The sequence below is a fragment of the Streptosporangium nanhuense genome (assembly GCF_059358815.1).
This window is the reverse complement of the sequence record NZ_JCADBG010000033.1, coordinates 18174-39131: the sequence shown is the minus strand read 5'-3', so window position 1 is coordinate 39131 and position 20958 is coordinate 18174. Positions and strand designations below refer to the sequence as shown.

The following is a 20958-nucleotide window of genomic DNA, read 5'->3' as shown; positions in this document are numbered from 1 at the left end:
GGGGCATACAGAGAGCCGGCGAGCCGGGAAGGTCTCCCCGAGGCGGCGGACGGCTAGAGGCGGGCGACCCCGTCGGCGCGGGCCTGCGCCGAGACGGCGGCGACGACCGCCGGTGCGACGCGCTCGTCGAACGGGCTGGGGATCACGCAGTCGGCCGACAGCTCGTCGTCCCCGACCACCCCGGCCAGCGCCTCGGCCGCGGCCACCTTCATGTTCTCGGTGATCGTGGTGGCGCGGACGTCGAACGCCCCGCGGAAGACGCCGGGGAAGGCCAGCACGTTGTTGATCTGGTTGGGGAAGTCGGAGCGGCCGGTCGCGACCACGCGGGCGTACTTGCGCGCGACGTCCGGGCGCACCTCGGGCGTCGGGTTGGACAGCGCGAAGACGATCGAGTCAGAGGCCATCGACGCGATGGCCTCCTCGGAGACCGTCGAGCCCGACAGCCCGACGAACACGTCGGCCCCCACCAGCGCCTGCTCGATGGAGCCGCGCAGGCCCGCCCTGTTGCTGTCGCGCGCCAGGGCCTCCTTCACCGGGTTGAGCCCGTCGCGGCCCTCGTGGATGAGGCCCTTGGAGTCGGCCACCGCGATGTCGCCGATGCCCGCGTTGAGCAGGATCCGGCTGACCGCGATCCCGGAGGCGCCGGCCCCGGCGACCACGACGCGCAGCTCGCCCAGCGAGCGGCCGGTCAGCCGCGCGGCGTTCCTCAGCGCGGCCAGCGTGACGATCGCGGTGCCGTGCTGGTCGTCGTGGAAGACGGGGATGTCGAGGAGCTCGCGCAGGCGCGCCTCGATCTCGAAGCAGCGGGGCGCGCTGATGTCCTCGAGGTTGATCCCCCCGAAGGAGGGGGCGAGCCGGACGACCGTCTCGACCAGCGCGTCCACGTCGGTGCAGTCGAGGCAGATGGGCACCGCGTCGACGTCGGCGAACTGCTTGAACAGCAGGGCCTTGCCCTCCATGACCGGCATGGCGGCGGCGGGCCCGATGTCTCCGAGGCCGAGCACGGCGGTGCCGTCGGAGACGACGGCGACCACGTTGGAGATCCAGGTGTAGTCCTTGGCCAGCTCGGGCTCCTCGGCGATCGCGCTGCAGACCCTGGCCACCCCCGGCGTGTAGGCGAGTGCCAGGTCGTCGGCGTCGCGGACCGGGACGGTGGAGCGGACCGCCAGCTTGCCCCCGCGGTGCAGGGCGAAGGCCGGATCCAGATCGAGGGCTTCGAGAGCCTCTGGGGAGATGGAGGATGGCGTGACAGCCACAGCGACCCCTGTAGTTCAGTCGAACAGACGGATGTTTCCTTCGGAGGCGGCCGGAGGAAGCGTGTCCCGGGCTTCGGTAGCCGCTCGGGACCTGCCCACTGAGCACGGTCGCCTGGAGGGGTACGGGGGTCACCCGTTGCTCGATTGTGCCACATGTTGAGACTGCCTCCACGAAAGGAAGTCGCTCACTTTCGCCGTCCCGGTGTTAACCTCACCGCATCGTGTAATACTCAAAATCCATGCCGCCTCTTACATCGACGGATCCCCAGATGGACCTGACCTCCTACGCGGAGCTGGCCGTACTACTGATCAACAGCCCCGACCGGCTGACCGGCCTCGAGGGGCTGCGCCTGCTCCTGGAAGAGGGCGGCCGCTACCGGCCCGGCTGCCGCATCACCAGGAGCGACCTGGAGGCCCTGCGCGACCTGCGCGAGGAGCTGATGATCGTGTTCGAGACCGCCGAGGCGGGCGACGAGGAGGCGGTGGTCGACCGGCTCAACTCGCTGCTGATCCACCACCCGGTCCAGCCGCAGATCTCCGGTCACGACGGCGAGCGCTGGCACCTGCACCTCACCGAGGGCGGCCGGATGGCCGACCAGTACGCGGTGGGCGCGGTGATGGGTCTCGCCACCATGATCACCGATCTCGGCGTCGACCGGCTCGGCCTCTGCCAGGCTCCGCCCTGCCGCAGGGCCTACCTCGACACCTCCTCCAACCGGTCGCGCCGCTACTGCTCGGAGCGGTGCGCCAGCCGGGCCAACGTCGCCGCCTACCGGGCCCGCCAGAAGGTCGTCCAGTAGGCCCGGCCGCACCCGGCGTCATGGAGCGCCATGGAGCAGGCCTACCGGACCCGCCGGAGACCCGGCCAGTAGCGCAGCACCACCCGGCCGACGATCGACGACGGCGGCAGCGCCCCGAAGTCCCAGCTGTCGCGCCGGCCGGAGGCGCGCTGGTTGTCGCTCTCCAGCCACCAGCCACCGTCCGCCTCCCACACGGCGCGCTTGACGATGAGCACGGCGGGATCGGACGGCAGCCGGGCGACGACCAGGTCCCCGGGCCGCACGGCCGCGCCGCGCCGCACCCAGAGCCAGTCGCCGGGCCGCAGCGCGGGCAGCATCGACTCGCCCGCGACACGGACTCTCATGGAGCGTAACCCCCTCCCACGCGGGCATTCGGAGACGAGTAAGGTCGTTAACCGGACCATACTGAACCCGGCATCAAGGAAGGATTTCCGATGCTCGCACGACTTATGCGCCCCAAGCACACCGTCTCGGCGCACTGCGACCTGCCCTGCGGCGTGTACGACCCGGCCCAGGCCCGCATCGAGGCCGAATCCGTCAAGGCCATCATGGAGAAGTACGCCGGAAACGAGGACCCGGTGTTCCGCGCCCGCGCGCTCAGCATCAAGGAGGAGCGGGCCGAGCTGGTCAAGCACCACCTGTGGGTGCTGTGGACCGACTACTTCAAGCCCCCGCACCTGGAGACCTACCCGCAGCTGCACCAGCTGTTCTGGGAGGCCACCAAGCTCGCGGGCGCGGCCGGCGGCAAGGGCACGGTCGACGTCGGCAAGGCGGACGAGCTCCTCGGCAAGATCGACGACATCTCCAAGATCTTCTGGGAGACCAAGGCCGCCTAAAACCCTCACAACGATCTCGTGATGGGGCACCGGTAGTCCGGATCAAGGAAACGTCGCCGCGACACTCCCTTGATCCGGATCGGGGGTCCGCGAGGACGCGCCGCGGCGGGCACGCCGTCCGGCCGCGACGCCTCGGTTCGCCTGCCAGGCCGGATCCCGGCGCGTCGGCGTCACCCGGCACGGACCGGATCGCGACGCGCCGGAGTCACCACAGGTACAGTGCCCCTTTTGCGTATCTTCAGGGGTTCTTGACGGTGGCAAATCGCCTCGATCGCGAGTCCAAGCGGGCCAACTACCGTCTCAGGGCTGTAGGTTGCAGTCAGCGACTCTGCGAGGAGGAACGTGACCGAACACACCGAGGCGCCCGCGGTCGGCATGGGCGGGATCCGTGACGTGGTGAGCGTCCGGCTGCCGGCGGCGAGTGCCTATCTGTCCGTGCTGCGTACGGCGACAGCCGCGCTTGCCGTACGGCTGGACTTCACGCTGGACGAGATCGAGGATCTTCGGATCGCGGTCGACGAGGCGTGTGCGATGCTGTTGTCCCAGGCCGTTCCCGGCACCGATCTGACCGCCGAGTTCGAGCTCACCGGGCAGCTGATGAAAGTGCGGGTCGAGGTCAGCACGGTGGGGAGCACCCCTCCGAAGCGCGACGACTTCGCATGGATGGTGCTCACCGCCCTGGCCGACGATGTGGATGCCGTAACCGACTCCCCCGACCGTATGGCGATCGTCCTCCGCAAGCGCCGAGGCGCGGCGAGGCCGGCGTGACGGAAAGGACTCGTGCCATGGCCGCCAGCGACCACGCGGTGCCCGACCGGGTGCGTGCGCGCCTGCTCTTCGCGGAACTGGTGGAGTTGACCTCCGACGACCCGCGACGCCAGCGCATCCGCGACGAGCTCGTCGAGCTCCACCTTCCCCTCGTCGAATACCTCGCCCGCCGGTTCCGCAACCGGGGCGAGTGGCTGGACGACCTCACCCAGGTCGCGACCATCGGACTGATCAAGTCGATCGACCGCTTCGATCTCGGCCGCGGGGTGGAGTTCTCCACCTACGCGACCCCGACGATCGTGGGCGAGATCAAGCGTCACTTCCGCGACAAGGGCTGGGCGGTCCGCGTGCCGCGCCGGCTGCAGGAGCTCAAGCTCTCGCTCACCAAGGCGATCAGCGAGCTCTCCCAGCGGGAGGGGCGCGCGCCGACCGTGGCCGAGCTGGCCGCGTTCCTGAAGATGAGCGAGGAGGAGGTGCTCGAGGGGCTGGAGTCGGCCAACGCCTACTCGACGGTCTCCCTCGACGCGCCCGACTCCGGCGACGACGACGCGCCGGCGGTGGCCGACTCCCTCGGCATCGTGGACGACTCCCTGGAGGGCGTCGAATACCGCGAGTCGCTCAAGCCCCTGCTGGAGCGGCTGCCACCACGGGAGAAGCGGATCCTGCTGCTGCGTTTCTTCGGCAACATGACACAGTCCCAGATCGCCACCGAGCTCGGCATCTCGCAGATGCACGTGTCCCGGTTGCTCGCCAGGACCCTCGCCCAGCTCCGTGAGGGCCTGACCGTCGACGACTAGCCGGACGGCTGGTCCTGGTCCCCGTAGAGGGCGCGAGTCGTCGGCGGGGACAGCAGCGTGACCAGTCCGACCACCGCGAGGGCGATCAGCGAGAAGCCGATCGCCCGCTGGTCGGACTGGATCAGCGTGACCGAGACCGGGATGGCGAAGATCTGCGTCAGCACGCCCGGGCTCCGGGACCACCGTTCCGACTGGATCATCCCCCAGCCGACCCAGAGCAGGGCGGCGCCGACGATGATCCCGAACGCGGCGACGGCGATCGAGCTCATCAGATCGGACGGCCGGCCGATCACCGTCTCCACGCCGGCGTAACCGCCGAGGAGCAGGGCGGTCACGCCTTCCAGCGCCATCACGGCGGCGGCGACGGTGAGGGTCATCGGGCGGTTCGACACGCGGCCAACCCTATCGCCGGGCACGTTCGCCCGCCTCTTCGCCGCCTCGGCCCGGTTTCCGGCGGATACGCTGAGGTCATGCGCGCGATGCTCCTGGTGAATCCGAAGGCGACGACGACCAATCAGCGGACCAGGGACGTTCTCATCAGGGCGCTGAGCGCGACGATGAACCTGACCGTCGAGGAGACGGAGTACCGCGGGCACGCGACGCAGCTCTCCCGCAAGGCGCACGCCTCCGGCTACGACGCGGTGGCCGTGCTGGGCGGCGACGGCACCATCAACGAGGCGGTGAACGGGCTGCTCGACCCGGTCGACGGCAAGGCGGGCGACGAGGGCAGCTCGGCCGACCGGCCCGCCCTGCTGGCGATCCCCGGCGGCAGCGCGAACGTCTTCGCGAGGGCCCTGGGCCTGCCGAACGACCCGGTCGAGGCGATGGGGGCGATCCTGGAGGCGATCCGCGACGGCCGCAGGCGGACCGTCGGGCTCGGCCAGGCCATCTGGGAGGACCACAGCAGATATTTCACGTTCTGTAGTGGCCTGGGGTACGACGCCGAGGTGATCAGGGCTGTCGAGGGGATGCGCGGCACCGGCCGCAAGGCGACGCCCACCCGTTATGTGAACACCGCGTTGCACCACTACCTGTCGACCGACAAGCGTCACCCGCCGATGACGGTCGAGGGACCGGAGGTGCCGCGGACCGGCGGGATCTTCATGGCCGTGATCTCCAACACCTCGCCGTGGTCGTTCATCGGCCCGCGGCCGGTCTCCCCGACCCCGTGGGCGAGCTTCGAGACCGGGCTCGACCTGCTGGGCCTGCAGCGCCTCGGCCTGCCCTCCATGCTCCAGCTGATGCCCCAGATCATCGGCGTCCGCGACACCCTGCCGACGGGCCGCCACCTGGTGCAGCTGCACGACGAGAAGGAGTTCACCCTGAGTTCCCGGCGCCCGGTGGCCTTCCAGCTGGACGGCGACTATCTGGGGGAGGTCGAGCGGATAACGTTCCGCTCTATCCCCGACGCGTTACAGGTCTTGGTCTAATCGGTTACGTGCGGCCTGTGTGACGCATCCGACATCCATTTCAGGTAAAACGTTCTCCCAAACCTCTTGCGTGTACTAAGCGTGGCTGACAATCTCGAGATTGACGTCGGAACGTAGGACCTTTGAGCGGCCACCTCGCTCCCAGGCCACCGACGATCAAGCGGACAGGCCCCCGACCCGAACCACGGACCGGGGAATCGTTCGCGCTGGTTAGTGAAACTCTTCACAAAGTGAGCCGCTGGAGCCGACGCAAAGGGCTCCTCATACGAAGGAGTGGACGCATGGACTGGCGCCACAGAGCTGCCTGCCGTGACGTGGACCCCGAGCTGTTCTTCCCGATCGGCAACACCGGCCCCGCCCTGATGCAGATCGAGGAAGCCAAGCAGGTCTGCAACACGTGCAGCATCAGCGAAGCGTGTCTGAAGTGGGCGCTGGAGTCCGGGCAGGACGCCGGTGTCTGGGGCGGTCTGAGCGAGGACGAGCGACGCGCGCTCAAGCGCCGCACGGCCCGCGCCCGCACCCGCACGAGCGTCTGACCCCCGCCACCGGCGACACGGACGCTGTCATCACGGCTCCCTCCTTGATGGAGAAGGGCCACTGCCGAGAAGAGCCGCTCTTTTCCCGCGCCCCTTCTCTCCCCGCTCAAATCGCGGGGACCCGCCGTCGTCTCCCCTCCCCCGCTCAGATCGCGGGGAGGGGAATGCTGAGGGTCACCTCGGTCCCGCCGCCCTGACGCGGCTCGATGGCCAGCCTCCCGGACAGCTCGCCCACCACGAGGGTCCGGACGATCTGCAGGCCGAGACTGGTGGTCCGGTCGAGATCGAAGTCCTCGGGCAGCCCGCTGCCGTCATCGGACACGATCACGTCCAGCCGCTCGGCCCCCCGTGACACGATCACCTGCAGCCTGCCCTGGCGCTGCGCCAGCCCGTGCTGGACCGCGTTCTGCAGCAACTCGGTGAGGACCATCGCCAGCGGCGTCGCGATCTCCGAGCGCAACACCCCGAACGTCCCGACGCGAAGGGGCACCACCTGCGTCTCCGGGGCCGCGACCTCTCCGGTCATCGCGATCACCCGGTCGGCGATGTCGTCGAAGTCGACCTGCTCCTCGGGTGTGTGCGAGAGCGTCTCGTGCACGATCGCGATCGACCCGACCCTGCGCACCGCCTCCTCCAGCGCCTCCCTGCCCTCCGGCAGCTGCATGCGCCGGGCCTGGAGCCGCAGCAGCGCGGCCACCGTCTGCAGGTTGTTCTTCACCCGATGGTGGATCTCCTTGATGGTGGCGTCCTTGGTCATCAGCTCCCGCTCGCGGCGCCGCAGCTCGGTCACGTCCCTGATGAGCACCAGCGCGCCGATCCTCCCGCCGCCGACGACCAGCGGGATCGCCCGCAGCTGCACGACCGTGCCGCCCGACTCCACCTCCGTCTCCCTGGGCTCCCTGCCGCTCGCGACGAGCATCAGGTTCTCGTTGATCGGCTCGTCGGAGTAGCAGAGCGTCGCGGTCGTACGGCCCAGCTCGGCGCCGACCAGGTCGGCGTTGAGGCCCAGCCGCCGGTAGGCCGACAGGGCGTTCGGCGAGGCGTACGTGACGCGGCCCGCCCGGTCGAGCCGGAGCAGGCCGTCGCCCACCCTCGGCGAGCGGACCAGGATCGGCTCGGCGCCGGAGAACGGGAAGCGGCCCTCGGCCACCATCTGGGCCAGGTCGGAGGCGCTCTGCAGGTAGGTCAGCTCCAGCCTGGAGGGGGTGCGCGCGGAGGACAGGTTCGTCGAGCGCTGGATGACGCCCAGGAAGTGGTCGGCCCGCCGTACCGGGATGGTCTCCTCGCGGACCGGCACCCCGCTCGACCAGTCCGGATCGCCCTCGCGGCAGATGCGCCGCTCGTTCCAGGCCGTCTCCAGGAGCGGCCGCTCCCCCTTGGACGCGGTCATCCCCACGATGTCGTCGTGGTAGACCGTCGGCCCCGTGGTGGGTCTCATCTGCGCGATCGCGATCCAGCCGGAGCCCTCCTTCAGGGGGATCCACAGGATCAGGTCCGCGAAGGAGAGGTCGGCGAGGAGCTGCCAGTCGGAGACCAGCGAGTGCATCCACTCCAGGTCCGCATCGTCGAGCGCGGTGTGACGAACCGCCAGGTCGCTTAGAGTCGGCACCCGTGCATCATGCGTTCTTTGCAGGCCCGAACGCGAATCGGGTGTGTCCGGCTGGAAAGATGCCGCCTATGGAGCAGACCCCCGACCCGCTGGCCCGGTTCCGCACGGCGGCGATCACGAGGGAGGCGGCGGGACTGCGGCGGGTCCTGCGCGCCCGCACCCCCGACGACGACGGCCTGATCGACCTGGCCTCCAACGACTACCTCGGGCTGGCCAGGGACGAGCGGCTGGCCGAGGCGGCCGTGGCGGCCACGCGCGAGTGGGGCACCGGCTCCACGGGTTCCCGTCTGGTCACGGGCTCCACGGCCCTCCACGCGCGCCTGGAGACGCGCCTGCGCGCCTTCGCCGGAGCCGAGGGCGCCCTGGTGTTCTCCTCCGGCTACCTGGCCAACCTGGCCGCCGTCGCGGCCCTGGGCAGGGGCGCCCTGGTGGTCTCGGACGCGGGCAACCACGCGTCGATCGTGGACGCCTGCCGGCTGTCGCGCTCGCGGGTCGCGGTCACCCCGCACGGGGACGTGGCGGCCGTGGACAGGGCACTGGCCGACCGGGAGGAGGAGCACGCGGTCGTGGTCACCGACGCGGTCTTCTCCGTGGACGGCGACCTGGCCCCGCTCGCGGAGCTGCACGCGGTGACGGCGCGGCGAGGCGCGCTGCTGGTCGTCGACGAGGCCCACTCGATCGGGGTCGTCGGCGCCCGCGGGCAGGGCGCGGTGCACGCCGCCGGCCTCGCGGCCGAACCGGGCGTTGTGAGAACGATCACACTGTCCAAATCCCTGGGATCGCAGGGCGGGGCCGTGCTGGGCGCGCCCGAGGTGATCCAGACACTCGTCGACACGGGACGCTCGTTCATCTTCGACACCGGACTGGCACCCGGCAGCGTTGCGGCGGCACTCGCCGCCGTCGATATCCTTCACCATCAGCCCGAACTGGCCGGACGCGTACGAACCAGGGCGAGGGAGCTGGCCGCGATGGCCCGCGATCTCGGCCTGGAGACCGGCGATCCGGCGGGTGCGGTCGTCCCCATCGTGCTCGGCCCGCCCGAGGCCGCGCTCCGGGCCGCCCTCATCTGCGCGGAACGCGGGGTGCGCGCCGGATGCTTCCGGCCGCCCTCGGTACCTGTCGGCCGCTCTTGCCTGCGGTTGACGGCACGGGCCAATCTGAGTTCCGATGATCTAGCGGTGATCCGGGGTGCACTCACCGCCGTGGCCGAGATGAAGGTGACCATGTGAGCGACGACTCCCCGAGGATCCCGAAGTACTACGACGTCAAACGCAGCCTGCTCGCGCTCACCAAGAGCCTGCCCGCGGGCAGCGCCCTGCCTCCGGAACGGGCCCTCGCGGTCCGCTTCGAGACGTCGCGCACGACCGTGCGCCAGGCTCTTTCCGAGCTCGTGGTCGAGGGCCGCCTGGTGCGCATCCAGGGCAAGGGGACGTTCGTCGCGCAGCCCAAGGTCGCCCAGGTCCTCCAGCTGACCTCCTACACCGGGAACCTGAGGACCGCCGGCCTCGAACCCGACACCAAGATCCTCGACACCAGTTACGTCACCGCCGACGAGCCGCTGGCCCGCCGCCTGGCCATCAACGCCGGCGGCCGCGTGCTGCGCATCCACCGGCTGCGCCTGGCCAACGGCGAGCCGATGTCGATCGACACCACCCACCTGTCGGCCAGGCGCTTCCCCCGCCTGCGGCGCGAGCTCGAGATGCACTCCTCGCTGTACGAGACGCTGTACAACGCCTACAACGTGCGGCTGACCGACGCCGAGGAGATCATCGAGACCGTGCTGGCCACGCCTTACGACGCGCAGGTGCTCGGCGTCGACGTCGGCCTGCCGATGCTCCTGCTCACCCGGCACGCCTTCGACGCGGACGGCAACCCGGTCGAGTGGGCCCAGTCCCTGTACCGGGGAGACCGCTACAAGTTCGTCACCCGCCTGCGCCGCCCCTGACACCCACGCCCCGCCGTCCCGAGGCGGCGTCCCCCTAAGGTGAGACGGGTGAGCATTCTCGTGGTCACCGGGACCGACACCGGGGTGGGCAAGACGGTCGTCACCGCGGCGGTGGCCGCGCTCGCCGGGGAGCGGGGCTCCTCGGTGGCGGTGGTGAAGCCCGCGCAGACCGGGGTGTCCGGCGCCGAACCGGGCGACGTGGACGACGTCATCCGGCTGTCCGGGCTGCGGACCACCTTCGAGCTGGCCAGGTATCCCGCCGCGCTGTCCCCGGCCGCGGCGGCGCGCCTGTCCGGCCTGCCGCCGGTCTCCGTCACACGGGCGGCGGCCCGGATCGGGGAGCTGGCCGACTCCCACCGGCTGGTGATCGTCGAGGGGGCCGGCGGGCTGCTCGTCCGCTTCGACGAGGAGGGCGCGACCCTGGCCGACCTCGCCCGGGCGCTCTCGGCCCCGGTGCTCCTGGTGACCAAAGCCGGGCTGGGCACGCTCAACCACACCGCGCTGACGCTGGAGGCGATGGCCCACCGTGGGCTGGAGCCCGCCGGAGTCGTGATCGGCTCCTGGCCGGCCGAACCCGGCCTCGCCGAGCGGAGCAACGTGGCGGACCTGGAGATGCTGGCCGCCCGGCCGCTGGCGGGCGCCCTCCCGGAGGGGGCCGGGTCGCTGGGGCGCGACGCCTTCGTCCTCGCGGCCCGCGCGGGGCTGGGCCCGGCACTGGGTGGCGGCTTCGACCCCGCCGCCTTCCGCGCCACCCTTAGGCTTTCCCCGTAGCCAAAGCCGCGGATCCTCTCCAATCCGGAGGTACTAGATGAGCGACATCCTCGAAACAGCCCGGGCACAGGTGCTGGAGGAGGGCCGCGGTCTCGACGCGGCGCAGGCGCTGCGCTGCCTGGAGCTGCCCGACGACCGCCTCGCCGACCTGCTGGCCCTGGCCCACGAGGTACGGATGAAGTGGTGCGGCCCGGAGGTGGAGGTCGAGGGGATCGTCTCCCTCAAGACCGGCGGCTGCCCGGAGGACTGCCACTTCTGCTCGCAGTCGGGGCAGTTCACCTCCCCGGTCCGCGCCGTCTGGCTGGACATCCCCTCGCTGGTCGAGGCCGCCAGGGAGACCGCGGCGACGGGAGCCACCGAGTTCTGCATCGTGGCCGCCGTACGGGGTCCCGACCAGCGGCTGATGGACCAGGTCCGCCAGGGTGTCAAGGCGATCCGCGAGGCCGTCGACATCAACGTCGCGTGCTCGCTGGGCATGCTCACCCAGGAGCAGGTGGACGAGCTCGCCGAGATGGGCGTGCACCGCTACAACCACAACCTGGAGACCGCGAGGTCGCACTTCGGGAAGGTCGTCACCACCCACTCCTGGGAGGAGCGCTGGGACACCTGCCTGATGGTGCGCGAGGCCGGGATGGAACTGTGCTGCGGCGGCATCGTGGGCATGGGCGAGTCGCGGGAGCAGCGCGCCGAGTTCGCCGGGCAGCTCGGCGAGCTGGCGCCCGACGAGGTCCCGCTGAACTTCCTCAACCCGCGTCCCGGCACCCCCTTCGCGTCCTTCCCGCTGCTGGAGGGGTCGGAGGCGCTGCGGACGATCGCCACCTTCAGGCTCGCGCTGCCCCGCACGATCCTGCGCTACGCCGGTGGCCGCGAGCTGACCCTGGGCGACCTGGGCACCCGCGACGGCATGCTCGGCGGCATCAACGCGATCATCGTGGGCAACTACCTCACCACCCTGGGCCGCGGGGCGGAGGCCGACCTCGGCCTGCTGGCGGACCTCAAGATGCCCATCAAGGCGCTCTCCGACACCCTCTGACCCCCGCGCGCGAGGCTCCTCGCCGGAGACGCGAGGAGCCCCGCGGGCCGGGTGCCACCCCGGCGGGTCCGCGCTGCGGCCCGTACCCGCCTCCCGCCGGTCCCGTACGGCCCGCGAGGGGCTCGCCACCAGGTGCTGGACGGCGTATTTCCAGACAGACACGACATGTCCCGGCCGCATTAGGCGAAGGGATCTGGGCAGGGAGAACAATCCCTGTCCGGCTAAGTGACTGACTGGTAGGTTGCGCGATATGGAGTCTCCCAAGCACGCAGGTGACATAGCGGTCGCCGTCTCCAAGGCATACGGCATCGAGACCATGTTCACCCTGTCCGGCGGGCACGTCTTCCCGCTCTACGACGGTGCGGTCCATGAGGGCATGCCCATCCTGGATGTCCGCCACGAGCAGAGTGCCGTCTTCGCCGCCGAGGCGACCGCCCGTCTGACGCGCAAACCCGGGCTGGCGGTGCTCACCGCGGGCCCCGGCATCACCAACGGCGTCAGCGGGGTGGCCACCGCGCACTTCAACGGGTCCCCCGTGGTGGTCATGGGAGGCCGCGCCCCGCAGTCGCGCTGGGGGTCGGGCGCGCTGCAGGAGATCGACCACCCGCCGCTGTTCGCGCCCATCACCAAGCTGGCCTTCACCGGCTCCGGCGCCGACTCCGTCGCGCAGGACGTGGAGATGGCCTTCCGCACCGCGCTCGCCCCGCACCGCGGCCCCGTCTTCCTCGACTTCCACATGGACCACCTCTTCTCGGCCGCGCCCGCGCTCGAGGAGGCCCCCGAGACGCTGACCCCGTCGCCGCTGGAGCCCGACCCCGAGGCGCTGGCCGCGATCGCCCAGCTGATCGCCGAGGCCCAGCACCCGGTGCTGGTGCTCGGCTCCGACGTGTGGATGGACCGCGCCGAGGAGGTCGCCAGGAGCTTCGTCGAGGAGTACCGCCTGCCGGTCATCCCCAACGGCCAGGGCCGCGGCATCCTGCCCGCCGGTCACGAGCTGCTGGTCACCCGGGCCAGGGGGATGGCGTTCTCGCAGGCCGACCTGGTGATCGTGGCGGGTGCCCCGATCGACTTCCGCCTCGGCTACGGCTGGTTCGGCGGCAAGGACGGCGCCCCGCTCGCCAAGGTCGTGCACCTGGCCGACGCGCCGTCACAGCTGACCACGCACATGGATCCCGCGGCCGTCGCCGCCGGCGACCTCTCGCTGCTCTTCTGGAGCCTCGGCGCGGCCTGCGCCAACGCGGGCGTCTCCCCCAAGACCTACGCGCCCTGGGTGACGCAGCTGTCCGAGGCCGCCTCGGCCGCCATCGCCGCCGACACCGCCCTGCTGCAGTCCGCCTCCGACCCGATCCACCCGATGCGGATCTACGGGGAGCTGGGCAAGATCCTCGCCGACGACGCCGTGGTGATCGGCGACGGCGGCGACTTCGTCTCGTACGCGGGCAAGTACGTCGAGCCCCGGCAGCCGGGCAACTGGCTCGACCCGGGCCCCTACGGCTGCCTGGGCACCGGCCTGGGCTACGCCATCGCCGCCAGGATCGCGCGTCCCTCCTCGCAGGTGGTGCTGCTGCTCGGCGACGGCGCGGCCGGCTTCTCGCTGATGGACGTCGACACGCTGGTGCGCCACCGCCTGCCCGTCGTGATGATCTGCGGCAACAACGGCATGTGGGGCCTGGAGAAGCACCCCATGCAGATGCTCTACGGTTACGACGTGGCCGCCGAGCTGCAGCCGCAGTGCCGCTACGACCAGGTGGTGACCGCCCTCGGCGGCGGCGGCGAGCTCGTCACCGACCCGTCGGAGATCGGCCCGGCCCTGCGCCGCGCGTTCGACTCCGGCATCCCCTACATGGTCAACATCGCCACCGACCCCTCGGTGGCCTACCCCCGGCACACCACGGGCGTCTAGGAGAGCCCCGCCGGGCTCGCGCACGGGGACCGCGAGGTCCGTGTGCGCGAGCCGGTCGTCACACCTGGCGAGACTAGGGCTTGCCGGTCGCCGTCGGCGTCTGGCTGGGCGACGGCGGGCAGTCGGTGATGGCGGCGATGATCTCCACCGGCTTGGACGGGTCCCACATCGTGCCCCCGCTCGGGTTCGACTCGACCACCTCGGTGCAGTGCTCCGGCAGGACGTCGGCGCTGTAGGAGACCGTCACCTTGAAACCCGCCTGCTTGAGCAACGCGCTCGCCGCCTCCGGCTTCATGCCGAGAGTGTTCGGAACGCTCTTCTTCGGCTTGGGCTTTGGGGTCAGGCTCGGTGTCGGGGTGGGCTTCGGCGTCTTCGTGGCCGTCGTCGGGGTGGGGGTCGGCGACCCCTTGGTCGGGGTGGCCTCCGGGGTGGGCCGGTCGTCCTGCTCCCCACGCGTCACCGACGGCCTGGGCGACGGCCTGTTGGTCGGCTTTCTTCCCGGCGGCTTCGTCGTCTTGCTGGCGATGGGCGTGGCCACGGGTTGCCTCATGGGATCGGTGGTCGAGGCCTCCTCGGAGGCCGCCATGCTGTTGATCGCCACCGCGACGAGGCCCGCGCACATCACGGCCGCGACCGCCGACGCCGCGACCAGCCCGCTCTTGCGCCGCGGCTTCTGCGCGGCGCGGCGCCGGCCCTGCGCGCCCGCCTCGACGGCCCCGGCTCCCACCGTCGGCGCGGTGGAGTGCTGCGAGCCCCCCTGCCAGCTGCCGGTCGGCTGCTGCGCCCCCTGCCAGTTCCCGGTCGGCGCCTGCGCGCCCTGCCAGTTGCCGGTGGGAGCCTGGGCGCCCTGCCAGCCCGTCTGCGGCGCGGCCGATCCCTGGCCCTGCCAGCCGGTCTGCCCCTGCGGCCCCCCTTGAGGGGCCTGCGTCTGCCAGCCGGTCTCCGGCGGCGTCGGCGGCGCTGCCTGCTGCGCGGACGACAGCGTGTCGTCGCCTCCCGCGCCGAAGGCGGCCTGCCTGGCGGCGGAGCTCATGGCCGCGGCACTGGGGAAGCGCCGGGCCGGGTCCTTGGCAAGGGAGCGCTCCACAAGCGCGCGAACCGCGGGCGGGACGTCCGGCGGCAGCGGCGGCGGCGCCTCGCGGATGTGCTTGAGCGCGATGGTGACGGGCGTGTCACCGTCGAACGGGCGCTGTCCGGCCAGGCACTCGTACGCCACCACGCCCAGCGCGTAGATGTCCACCGCGGGCGTGACGGGCGCGCCCTCGGCCTGCTCGGGCGCGCAGTAGGCGGCGGTGCCGAGCACCATGCCCGCGTCCGTCAGCCGGCTCGCGGTGTCGGACCTGGCGATGCCGAAGTCGGTGAGCACGAGCGTGCCGTCCGAACGCACCAGCAGGTTGCCCGGCTTGATGTCCCGGTGGACGATGCCCTGGTCGTGGACCGCCTGCAGTGCCGAGGCCGCCTGAGCGATGAGGTCCATCGCGGCCCCGGGGGCGATTCGCCGCAGCCGCCCGAGCAGGCGGTCGAGCGGCTCGCCGTCGACGAACTTCATCACCAGGTATGCCGTCGCCCCCGCGCCGGGCACCTCGTGAACCCCGTAGTCGTACACGTCGACGACCCCGGGATGGTTGATCGTCGCCATCGCCCGGGCCTCGCCCTGGAAGCGAACCAGGAAGCCCGGATCGTCCGTACGGCCCGGGAGCAGCACCTTTACGGCGACAGTGCGGGCCAGGACGATGTCCTCGCCCTTCCACACCTCGCCCATACCGCCGGCGCCGATGCGGGTGCTTAGGCGATACCGCCCCGCCAGCGTCGTGCCTTGGGCCACCATGACTCCCCCGTAACCCTCTCCACTCCTACCTCAGAGCTCTCCAACAAAGCGGATCCTCGTCGCGGCACCGTCACAGCGCTGTAACGAAACCCTGCATGCCCTGTGGCTCACAAACGAGACGCGTGCCGTAGCATCGCACAAAACCTGACACTTATGGGCGTACTTATGCACCTTGCAGGCCCTCGCGTCCAGGGACACTCGGGAGTCACTCAGGAAACAGCCAACCCGGATGCCACGGCGTCACCCCGCGATGTCCGCGGCAAACTCCGTAAAACCCTACAAGGGTAAGCAAAGAACACGTAAGCCGGGGTGAAACCGGCCGGTGTCAGCCGCTCGTCGTGCCGTGCTCGGCACAGCGCGCGGACCAGCCGCCGGGGGTCACCTGCACCACCATCCGGCGGCGGCAGCGAGAACAGTAACGGGGCGGCTCCATCGCACGGGCCGCCAGGCACGCGGCGTGGTCGGCCTCGCCCTCCGGGCGGCCGCAGTGGTCGCAGTACGGGGTCACGAGACCAGACCCTATGCTGGCGCGCATGACGCTCGCTCCCGGTCTGCAGGCACGGCTTCTCATCATGGTGGAAAGAGAGGACACCGCGACGAAGGTCGGCAGCGGCGACGTCCCGGTGCTGGCCACGCCCCGCCTGCTGGCCCTGGCCGAACAGGCCACCGTCCGGGCGATCGCGGACGCCCTCGCACCGGGCCAGACCTCCGTGGGCACCCGGGTCTCCCTGGAGCACCTGGAGGCCAGCCCGGTCGGCACGCACGTCGAGATCACCGTCGAGCTCACCGAGGTCGACGGGCGCCGCCTGGTCTTCGGCTTCACCGCCAGCGACCGGAAGGCCGTCGTCGCCTCGGGGACGATCGAGCGCGTGATCGTCGACCGCGAACGTTTCCTCGCGCGTCTCGCGCGCGACGGCGAAACTACTCGATGACGGCGATCAGGTCGCCCTCCTGGATGACGTCGCCCTCGGTGACCTGCAGCTTGGAGACCACGCCGCCGCCGTCCTCGACGAGGACCGGGATCTCCATCTTCATCGACTCGAGGATGACCAGGGTGTCGCCGTCCTCGACGGGGTCACCCTCGGCCACGAGGATCTTCCAGACGTTCGCCACCATCTCAGCGCGGATCTCAGACACCGGAAACTCCCATCCTTCGACGTTCCTCAACTGTGCCAGACAGAGCTGATCATGTCCGCATGCGAGCCACCAGACCTGTGTCGTAGTTGCCGCTGACGAACTCCGGTCGCTCCAGCAGCTCGGCACAGAACGGCAGGTTGTTCTTCGGGCCCTCCACGCGGAAACCCGCCACGGCCTCGCGGGCGCGCTCCAGCGCCTCGTCCCTCGTCTCCGCGAACACGCACAGCTTGGCCATGAGCGGATCGTAGAACGGCGTGACCGTGTTCCCCAGCGCGTATCCGGAGTCGACGCGGACCCCCTCGCCCGACGGCTCCTCCCACACGCCGATCCTCCCCGGCCCGGGGAGGAATCGCCTGGGGTCCTCCGCGTAGACGCGGAACTCGATCGCGTGTCCCCGGGGCGCAGGTGGCACCTCCGGCTTCTCCCCCGCGGCGATCAGCAGTTGCTGTTCCACCAGATCGACGCCGGTGACGAGTTCGGTGACCGGATGCTCGACCTGGAGCCGGGTGTTCATCTCCAGGAACACGAAGTCCTGCCTGTCGGCGTCGACCAGGCACTCGACGGTCCCGGCCCCCAGGTAGCCGACCGTCTCCCCCGCCCGTACGGCCGCCGCCAGCATGCGCTCGCGCAGTTCCGGGGTGATGCCGGGGGAGGGCGTCTCCTCCACGACCTTCTGGTGACGGCGCTGCACCGAGCAGTCCCGCTCGCCCAGCGCGACGACCGTGCCGTCGGCCAGGCCGAGGATCTGCACCTCGACGTGGCGGGCCCGCTCGACGTATCTCTCCAGCAGGATCGCGGGTGCCCCGCCGAAGCGGGCCGCGGCCCTGGAGGCCTGCTCGAAGGCCCTGGCGAGCCCGGCCTCGTCGCGGGCGACCCCCATGCCGATGCCGCCGCCCCCGCCGGCCGTCTTCACCATGACCGGGTAGCCGATCTCGGCCGCGGCCGCCACGGCCTGTTCCAGGTCGGTGACGGGCTCACGGGTGCCCACCGCGACGGGAACCCCCGCCGCCTCCATCAGGTTACGAGCGTTGATCTTGTCGCCCATGCGCTCGATCGCGTCGGGCGAGGGGCCGATCCAGACCAGGCCCGCCTCGGCGACGGCCCGGGCGAACGCGGCGTTCTCCGAGAGGAACCCATACCCCGGATGGATCGCCTGGGCGCCCGACGCGCGGGCGGCCGCCAGCACCTTTCCGGCGTCGAGATAGCTCCGCGCCGGGTCGGCCGGGCCGAGCGGGACGGCCTCGTCGGCCTCCGTCACGAACGGCAGGTCGGCGTCGGCCTCGGAGTACACCGCGACGGCCCGCACTCCCAGGCGCTGAACCGTGCGGATGATTCGCCGGGCGATTTCGCCACGGTTGGCGACCAGAACGGACTCGAACACGTTGGTGGACCCCTTTCGACCGCTTCACCCTATGGCCCGGGGCTCCACCGCACCCTCCACCCGAAACCACCGATCGCAACGCCGCGATCTGTGGACATCCCACAAATGCGAATGGCGAAAAACCCTCATAAAGCACGCAGAAATGTGCGTAAGGTCTAAAGACGGTGAATCGGGGCCAGCCTGTCGATCACCCGGGCCATCGCCTCGACGACCGTCGGGTCGTACTCCCGCCCCACGCCCAGCCTGAGCCGCTCCAGGGCGGCACCCGCCCGGTCGCGGTCGCTGGAACCACCGACGAGGTCGTCGTAGGCGTTGGCCGCCTTGATGATGCGGCTCGCCATCGGCGGCAGCTCCGCGCAGGTGTCGCACTGGCGGCGGACGATCTCGGCCACCCGGTCCAGCACCCCGGTCTGCCTGATCACCTCGGCGCCCAGCTCGGCGATGCGCCGCGCCTGCTCGGGGTCGGTGAGGACCGTGGCGCCGCCGGGAATGGGATCGCGCAACGACAGCTGGCCGATGTCGTGCATGAGCGCGGCGTACTCGAGTTCGAGCAGCTCGGGCTCCGCCGTGCCGAGCTCCCGCCCGACCGCCACCGACAGGCGGCTCACCCGGCGGGAGTGCCCCGGCTCGACGTACCCGCCGACCTCGGTGACCCGCGCGAGCGCCCGTACGGTCTGCAGGTAGGTGGCCCTGATCCCGGCGTACTTGCGGAAGGCGACCTGGGTCACCAGCAGCGGCGCGGCGAAGACCAGCAGCGCGGTCATGCCCATACTGTGCGAGGCGAGTGCGAGCAGGATGCCCGAGGCGGCGACGGCGGCCCCCAGCGGCGCGGCCATCCACAGCTCGTCGTGGACGGCCACCCTGAGGGCCGCCCGCACCTGCTCGGCCCGGATCACGGCGGCCATCAGCACGTCGACCACCACCGTGAGCAGGATGAACAGGGCCATCACGCCGAGCGCGGGCCACCAGCCGCTCTCCCCTTTCCTGGCCAGTTCGAACAGCGGCCCGGCCAGCGGCCGGTAGGCCAGCGCGAGCAGGGCACCGGTCAAGAGCCTGCGCGCCATCCCGTCCAGCTGGGGCGGGCGGCCCACCGCGAGGTGCGGCAGCGCCCCCGCCACCATGCCGACCGCCAGCACCGCGACGACCTGCATCGCGGGATGCTCCGCGGGGACGCCGCCCATGTCCAGCAGGAGCGTGTAACCGAGCGCGGCCGCCGCGCCGATCGGCGCCACCTCCCTGTTGCCGGGCATGGTGAGCCTGGCCAGCTCCCCGATCGCGATCAGCACGCCGAAGGCGACCGCGATCTGGGGGTCGCGCAGTTCGGTCGCGGCCGTGTGGGCCACCCCGGCCACCGCCAGGAGCCCCGCCGCGCAGATCAGCAGGAGCTGGCCCGAGTCGAGCGTCCGGAAAACCCGGTTGGCGCCGGAGCCGTTCATCGCTCGGACACCACCTGGATGGGCACGGTCGGGTCGTCGTGGTCCTTCGCGGTGGTCTCCGACACGTCGGCCGGGGGCGTGACGACCGTGCGCGGCGGCTCCCAGCCGTCACGCTCGACGGCCTTGACGAACGCGACCACCATCACCGGGTCGAACTGGGTGCCGGCCCCCTTGCGCAGCTCGTCCATCGCCACCTCGCGCGAGCGGGCGATGCGGTAGGAGCGGTCGGAGGTCATCGAGTCGAAGGCGTCGGCCACCGCGATGATCCTGGCGAACTCCGGGATCTCGTTGCCCGCCAGCCCCATAGGGTACCCCTTGCCGTCCTGCCGCTCGTGGTGGTGCATGATCCCGGCGAACGCCTCGTCCAGGAAGTCGATGCCGCGCACGATCTCCAGCCCGCGCATCGGGTGGAGCTGGATGGCCGCGAGCTCCTCCTCGCTGAGCGGGCCGTCCTTCTGCAGCACCTTGGTCGGCACGCCCAGCTTGCCCACGTCGTGGAGCATCCCGGCGTAGCGGATCGCGCGCAGCCGCTCGGGCCCCATGCCGATCTCCTCGGCGATCATGCCCGCGGCCAGGGAGACGCGGGTGCAGTGGCCGCGCGTGTAGTAGTCCTTGGTCTCCACGGCCTGGCAGAGCGCGGCGATCGTCGCGTCGTAGGAGCGCTGCTGCGCGAGGTACTGGCCGAAGGCCCAGCGGGCCACGAAGAGCGGGAGCAGCACGAGCACCGCGGAGATCGAGCTGACCGTGGCCCACAGTCCGGCGATCAGCAGGCCGAAGGTGGCGTAGCCGAAGTAGGAGAGCATGAACTGCGCCACGCCCCGCAGCGGCACCTGGTCGGCCTGGCCGGTGAGCTTCAGCACGATCGCGATCAGGACGAAGTTGAGGGGCACGAAGACGGCCGCCGCGCCCGCGAAGGGCACGATGATGTCGTCGAACCCGGCGATGGTCGGCACCCCCGACCGGCCGCCGAGCCACGCGTAGACCCGGCCCGCGACGTAACCGCAGATGGCGAACTGGGCGCTGTTGAACAGCCGCTTCACCAGCGGCAGGCCGGGCCGCACGCTGAACATGGCCGTCATGCCGACCAGCGCCGCCCCCTCGGGGCCGAGCAGCACCACCGCGGCGAGCACGGCGGAGAAACTGACCGACACCGCCGCCTGGCGGACGTGCAGCAGGGTGGGCACCGACTCGCACACCAGGAACAGCAGGGCCAGCACCATGAGGTTGGACCAGTCGAGCGGATCCAGCCGGCCGTCCTCGGCCACGTTGTATCCGAGCAGCGCGAACGCGGCTCCGATGACCAGGATCAAATAGACCTTGGCAAACCACGGCAGTCCACGCAAAGCGGCCACCCTAGTGTTCCTTCAAGGGCGCGTGCTCAGGTCCAGGAAATCCCAGGAAAGACCGGGGTGACCGTTTCCTTTAACATGCGCTGCCTCCACGTCGATTTCGCACCCAGGTTATCGAAGCGAACCTGCTCAGGAGAGCGAGA

The 20958-nt window shown here is 70.9% G+C and carries 22 protein-coding genes; 12 read left to right on the top strand and 10 right to left on the bottom strand.

Features of this window, described 5'->3' with window-relative positions:
- Positions 1-53 precede the first annotated feature (53 nt).
- A complete protein-coding gene (locus tag AC5L38_RS39840; protein ID WP_495247991.1) occupies positions 54-1256 on the bottom strand; it encodes an NAD(P)-dependent malic enzyme in 1203 nt (400 codons plus the stop codon).
- 269 nt (positions 1257-1525) lie between these two features.
- On the opposite strand from AC5L38_RS39840, the gene AC5L38_RS39835 reads away from it, so the two are divergent.
- On the top strand, positions 1526-2056 hold the full coding sequence (locus AC5L38_RS39835; protein WP_344923357.1) for a CGNR zinc finger domain-containing protein: 531 nt from the start codon (positions 1526-1528) through the stop codon (positions 2054-2056).
- 41 nt (positions 2057-2097) lie between these two features.
- Here AC5L38_RS39835 and sodX read toward each other — a convergent pair whose 3' ends face one another.
- Positions 2098-2400 (bottom strand): nickel-type superoxide dismutase maturation protease, encoded by a 303-nt coding sequence (sodX, locus tag AC5L38_RS39830; RefSeq protein ID WP_495247990.1) that lies wholly within the window; start codon positions 2398-2400, stop codon positions 2098-2100.
- 90 nt (positions 2401-2490) lie between these two features.
- Between sodX and sodN the strand changes: the two genes are divergently transcribed.
- The 3 genes from sodN to AC5L38_RS39815 all read left to right on the top strand — a co-directional run bounded on the left by sodN (position 2491) and on the right by AC5L38_RS39815 (position 4457).
- Complete coding sequence (sodN, locus tag AC5L38_RS39825) at positions 2491-2892, top strand: superoxide dismutase, Ni (protein ID WP_495247989.1); 402 nt, start codon at positions 2491-2493, stop codon at positions 2890-2892.
- A gap of 342 nt (positions 2893-3234) precedes the next feature.
- Positions 3235-3660 (top strand): ATP-binding protein, encoded by a 426-nt coding sequence (locus AC5L38_RS39820; protein WP_389926963.1) that lies wholly within the window; start codon positions 3235-3237, stop codon positions 3658-3660.
- Between the two features lie 17 nt (positions 3661-3677).
- Positions 3678-4457, top strand: a complete 780-nt coding sequence (locus AC5L38_RS39815; RefSeq protein ID WP_344893659.1) for an RNA polymerase sigma factor SigF — start codon at positions 3678-3680, stop codon at positions 4455-4457.
- On the opposite strand, the gene AC5L38_RS39810 is transcribed toward AC5L38_RS39815, so the two are convergent.
- Positions 4454-4849: a hypothetical protein gene (locus AC5L38_RS39810; protein WP_495247988.1), complete on the bottom strand. Its 396-nt coding sequence runs from the start codon at positions 4847-4849 to the stop codon at positions 4454-4456. The genes AC5L38_RS39815 and AC5L38_RS39810 overlap by 4 nt on opposite strands.
- A 78-nt stretch (positions 4850-4927) precedes the next feature.
- On the opposite strand from AC5L38_RS39810, the gene AC5L38_RS39805 reads away from it, so the two are divergent.
- Positions 4928-5887, top strand: a complete 960-nt coding sequence (locus tag AC5L38_RS39805; protein ID WP_495247987.1) for a diacylglycerol/lipid kinase family protein — start codon at positions 4928-4930, stop codon at positions 5885-5887.
- 281 nt (positions 5888-6168) lie between these two features.
- Positions 6169-6423, top strand: coding sequence for a WhiB family transcriptional regulator (locus AC5L38_RS39800; protein ID WP_350976887.1), 255 nt, complete (start codon positions 6169-6171; stop codon positions 6421-6423).
- A 145-nt stretch (positions 6424-6568) separates the two neighbouring features.
- On the opposite strand, the gene AC5L38_RS39795 is transcribed toward AC5L38_RS39800, so the two are convergent.
- Positions 6569-8032: a sensor histidine kinase gene (locus AC5L38_RS39795; protein WP_389926954.1), complete on the bottom strand. Its 1464-nt coding sequence runs from the start codon at positions 8030-8032 to the stop codon at positions 6569-6571.
- 68 nt (positions 8033-8100) lie between these two features.
- Here AC5L38_RS39795 and AC5L38_RS39790 point away from each other — a divergent pair, with 68 nt between their 5' ends.
- The 5 genes from AC5L38_RS39790 to AC5L38_RS39770 all read left to right on the top strand — a co-directional run bounded on the left by AC5L38_RS39790 (position 8101) and on the right by AC5L38_RS39770 (position 13684).
- The gene (locus AC5L38_RS39790) at positions 8101-9261 is read left to right on the top strand and encodes an 8-amino-7-oxononanoate synthase (protein ID WP_495247986.1); all 1161 of its coding nucleotides are present in this window, start codon (positions 8101-8103) and stop codon (positions 9259-9261) included.
- Positions 9258-9977 (top strand): GntR family transcriptional regulator, encoded by a 720-nt coding sequence (locus tag AC5L38_RS39785; RefSeq protein ID WP_362864176.1) that lies wholly within the window; start codon positions 9258-9260, stop codon positions 9975-9977. Before AC5L38_RS39790 ends, AC5L38_RS39785 begins: the two co-directional genes overlap by 4 nt.
- Before the next feature lie 48 nt (positions 9978-10025).
- Positions 10026-10748: a dethiobiotin synthase gene (bioD, locus tag AC5L38_RS39780; RefSeq protein WP_495247985.1), complete on the top strand. Its 723-nt coding sequence runs from the start codon at positions 10026-10028 to the stop codon at positions 10746-10748.
- A 37-nt stretch (positions 10749-10785) separates the two neighbouring features.
- Positions 10786-11781, top strand: coding sequence for a biotin synthase BioB (gene bioB / locus AC5L38_RS39775; RefSeq protein ID WP_495247984.1), 996 nt, complete (start codon positions 10786-10788; stop codon positions 11779-11781).
- A 250-nt stretch (positions 11782-12031) separates the two neighbouring features.
- Positions 12032-13684, top strand: coding sequence for an acetolactate synthase (locus AC5L38_RS39770; RefSeq protein WP_495247983.1), 1653 nt, complete (start codon positions 12032-12034; stop codon positions 13682-13684).
- A 73-nt stretch (positions 13685-13757) separates the two neighbouring features.
- Here AC5L38_RS39770 and AC5L38_RS39765 read toward each other — a convergent pair whose 3' ends face one another.
- Together AC5L38_RS39765 and bsaP are read right to left on the bottom strand one after the other, a co-directional pair.
- Complete coding sequence (locus tag AC5L38_RS39765; protein WP_495247982.1) at positions 13758-15512, bottom strand: serine/threonine protein kinase; 1755 nt, start codon at positions 15510-15512, stop codon at positions 13758-13760.
- 325 nt (positions 15513-15837) lie between these two features.
- Complete coding sequence (gene bsaP, locus AC5L38_RS39760; protein ID WP_495247981.1) at positions 15838-16047, bottom strand: biotin synthase auxiliary protein BsaP; 210 nt, start codon at positions 16045-16047, stop codon at positions 15838-15840.
- Between bsaP and AC5L38_RS39755 the strand changes: the two genes are divergently transcribed.
- Positions 16046-16444, top strand: a complete 399-nt coding sequence (locus AC5L38_RS39755; protein ID WP_495247980.1) for a thioesterase family protein — start codon at positions 16046-16048, stop codon at positions 16442-16444. The genes bsaP and AC5L38_RS39755 overlap by 2 nt on opposite strands.
- Here the strand turns inward: AC5L38_RS39755 and AC5L38_RS39750 are convergent.
- The 4 genes from AC5L38_RS39750 to AC5L38_RS39735 all read right to left on the bottom strand — a co-directional run bounded on the left by AC5L38_RS39750 (position 16434) and on the right by AC5L38_RS39735 (position 20818).
- Positions 16434-16649, bottom strand: coding sequence for a biotin/lipoyl-binding carrier protein (locus AC5L38_RS39750; RefSeq protein ID WP_495247979.1), 216 nt, complete (start codon positions 16647-16649; stop codon positions 16434-16436). The genes AC5L38_RS39755 and AC5L38_RS39750 overlap by 11 nt on opposite strands.
- A gap of 49 nt (positions 16650-16698) precedes the next feature.
- Positions 16699-18030 carry an acetyl-CoA carboxylase biotin carboxylase subunit gene (locus tag AC5L38_RS39745; protein ID WP_495247978.1) on the bottom strand — a complete coding sequence of 444 codons (1332 nt, stop codon included), beginning with the start codon at positions 18028-18030 and terminating at the stop codon, positions 16699-16701.
- A 155-nt stretch (positions 18031-18185) separates the two neighbouring features.
- Complete coding sequence (locus AC5L38_RS39740) at positions 18186-19466, bottom strand: HD-GYP domain-containing protein (RefSeq protein ID WP_495247977.1); 1281 nt, start codon at positions 19464-19466, stop codon at positions 18186-18188.
- Positions 19463-20818, bottom strand: a complete 1356-nt coding sequence (locus AC5L38_RS39735) for an HD-GYP domain-containing protein (protein WP_495247976.1) — start codon at positions 20816-20818, stop codon at positions 19463-19465. The genes AC5L38_RS39740 and AC5L38_RS39735 overlap by 4 nt, the downstream gene beginning before the upstream one ends.
- Positions 20819-20958: the final 140 nt, after the last annotated feature.

What these genes read in the sequence shown, in the direction of transcription:
- AC5L38_RS39835 (WP_344923357.1), top strand. Translation starts at nt 1,526, where the DNA reads ATGGACCTGACCTCCTACGCGGAGCTGGCCGTACTACTGATCAACAGC.
- sodX (WP_495247990.1), bottom strand. Translation starts at nt 2,400, where the DNA reads ATGAGAGTCCGTGTCGCGGGCGAGTCGATGCTGCCCGCGCTGCGGCCC.
- sodN (WP_495247989.1), top strand. Translation starts at nt 2,491, where the DNA reads ATGCTCGCACGACTTATGCGCCCCAAGCACACCGTCTCGGCGCACTGC.
- AC5L38_RS39815 (WP_344893659.1), top strand. Translation starts at nt 3,678, where the DNA reads ATGGCCGCCAGCGACCACGCGGTGCCCGACCGGGTGCGTGCGCGCCTG.
- AC5L38_RS39805 (WP_495247987.1), top strand. Translation starts at nt 4,928, where the DNA reads ATGCGCGCGATGCTCCTGGTGAATCCGAAGGCGACGACGACCAATCAG.
- AC5L38_RS39800 (WP_350976887.1), top strand. Translation starts at nt 6,169, where the DNA reads ATGGACTGGCGCCACAGAGCTGCCTGCCGTGACGTGGACCCCGAGCTG.
- AC5L38_RS39790 (WP_495247986.1), top strand. Translation starts at nt 8,101, where the DNA reads ATGGAGCAGACCCCCGACCCGCTGGCCCGGTTCCGCACGGCGGCGATC.
- bioB (WP_495247984.1), top strand. Translation starts at nt 10,786, where the DNA reads ATGAGCGACATCCTCGAAACAGCCCGGGCACAGGTGCTGGAGGAGGGC.
- AC5L38_RS39770 (WP_495247983.1), top strand. Translation starts at nt 12,032, where the DNA reads ATGGAGTCTCCCAAGCACGCAGGTGACATAGCGGTCGCCGTCTCCAAG.
- AC5L38_RS39765 (WP_495247982.1), bottom strand. Translation starts at nt 15,512, where the DNA reads ATGGTGGCCCAAGGCACGACGCTGGCGGGGCGGTATCGCCTAAGCACC.
- AC5L38_RS39755 (WP_495247980.1), top strand. Translation starts at nt 16,046, where the DNA reads ATGACGCTCGCTCCCGGTCTGCAGGCACGGCTTCTCATCATGGTGGAA.
- bsaP (WP_495247981.1), bottom strand. Translation starts at nt 16,047, where the DNA reads ATGCGCGCCAGCATAGGGTCTGGTCTCGTGACCCCGTACTGCGACCAC.
- AC5L38_RS39740 (WP_495247977.1), bottom strand. Translation starts at nt 19,466, where the DNA reads ATGAACGGCTCCGGCGCCAACCGGGTTTTCCGGACGCTCGACTCGGGC.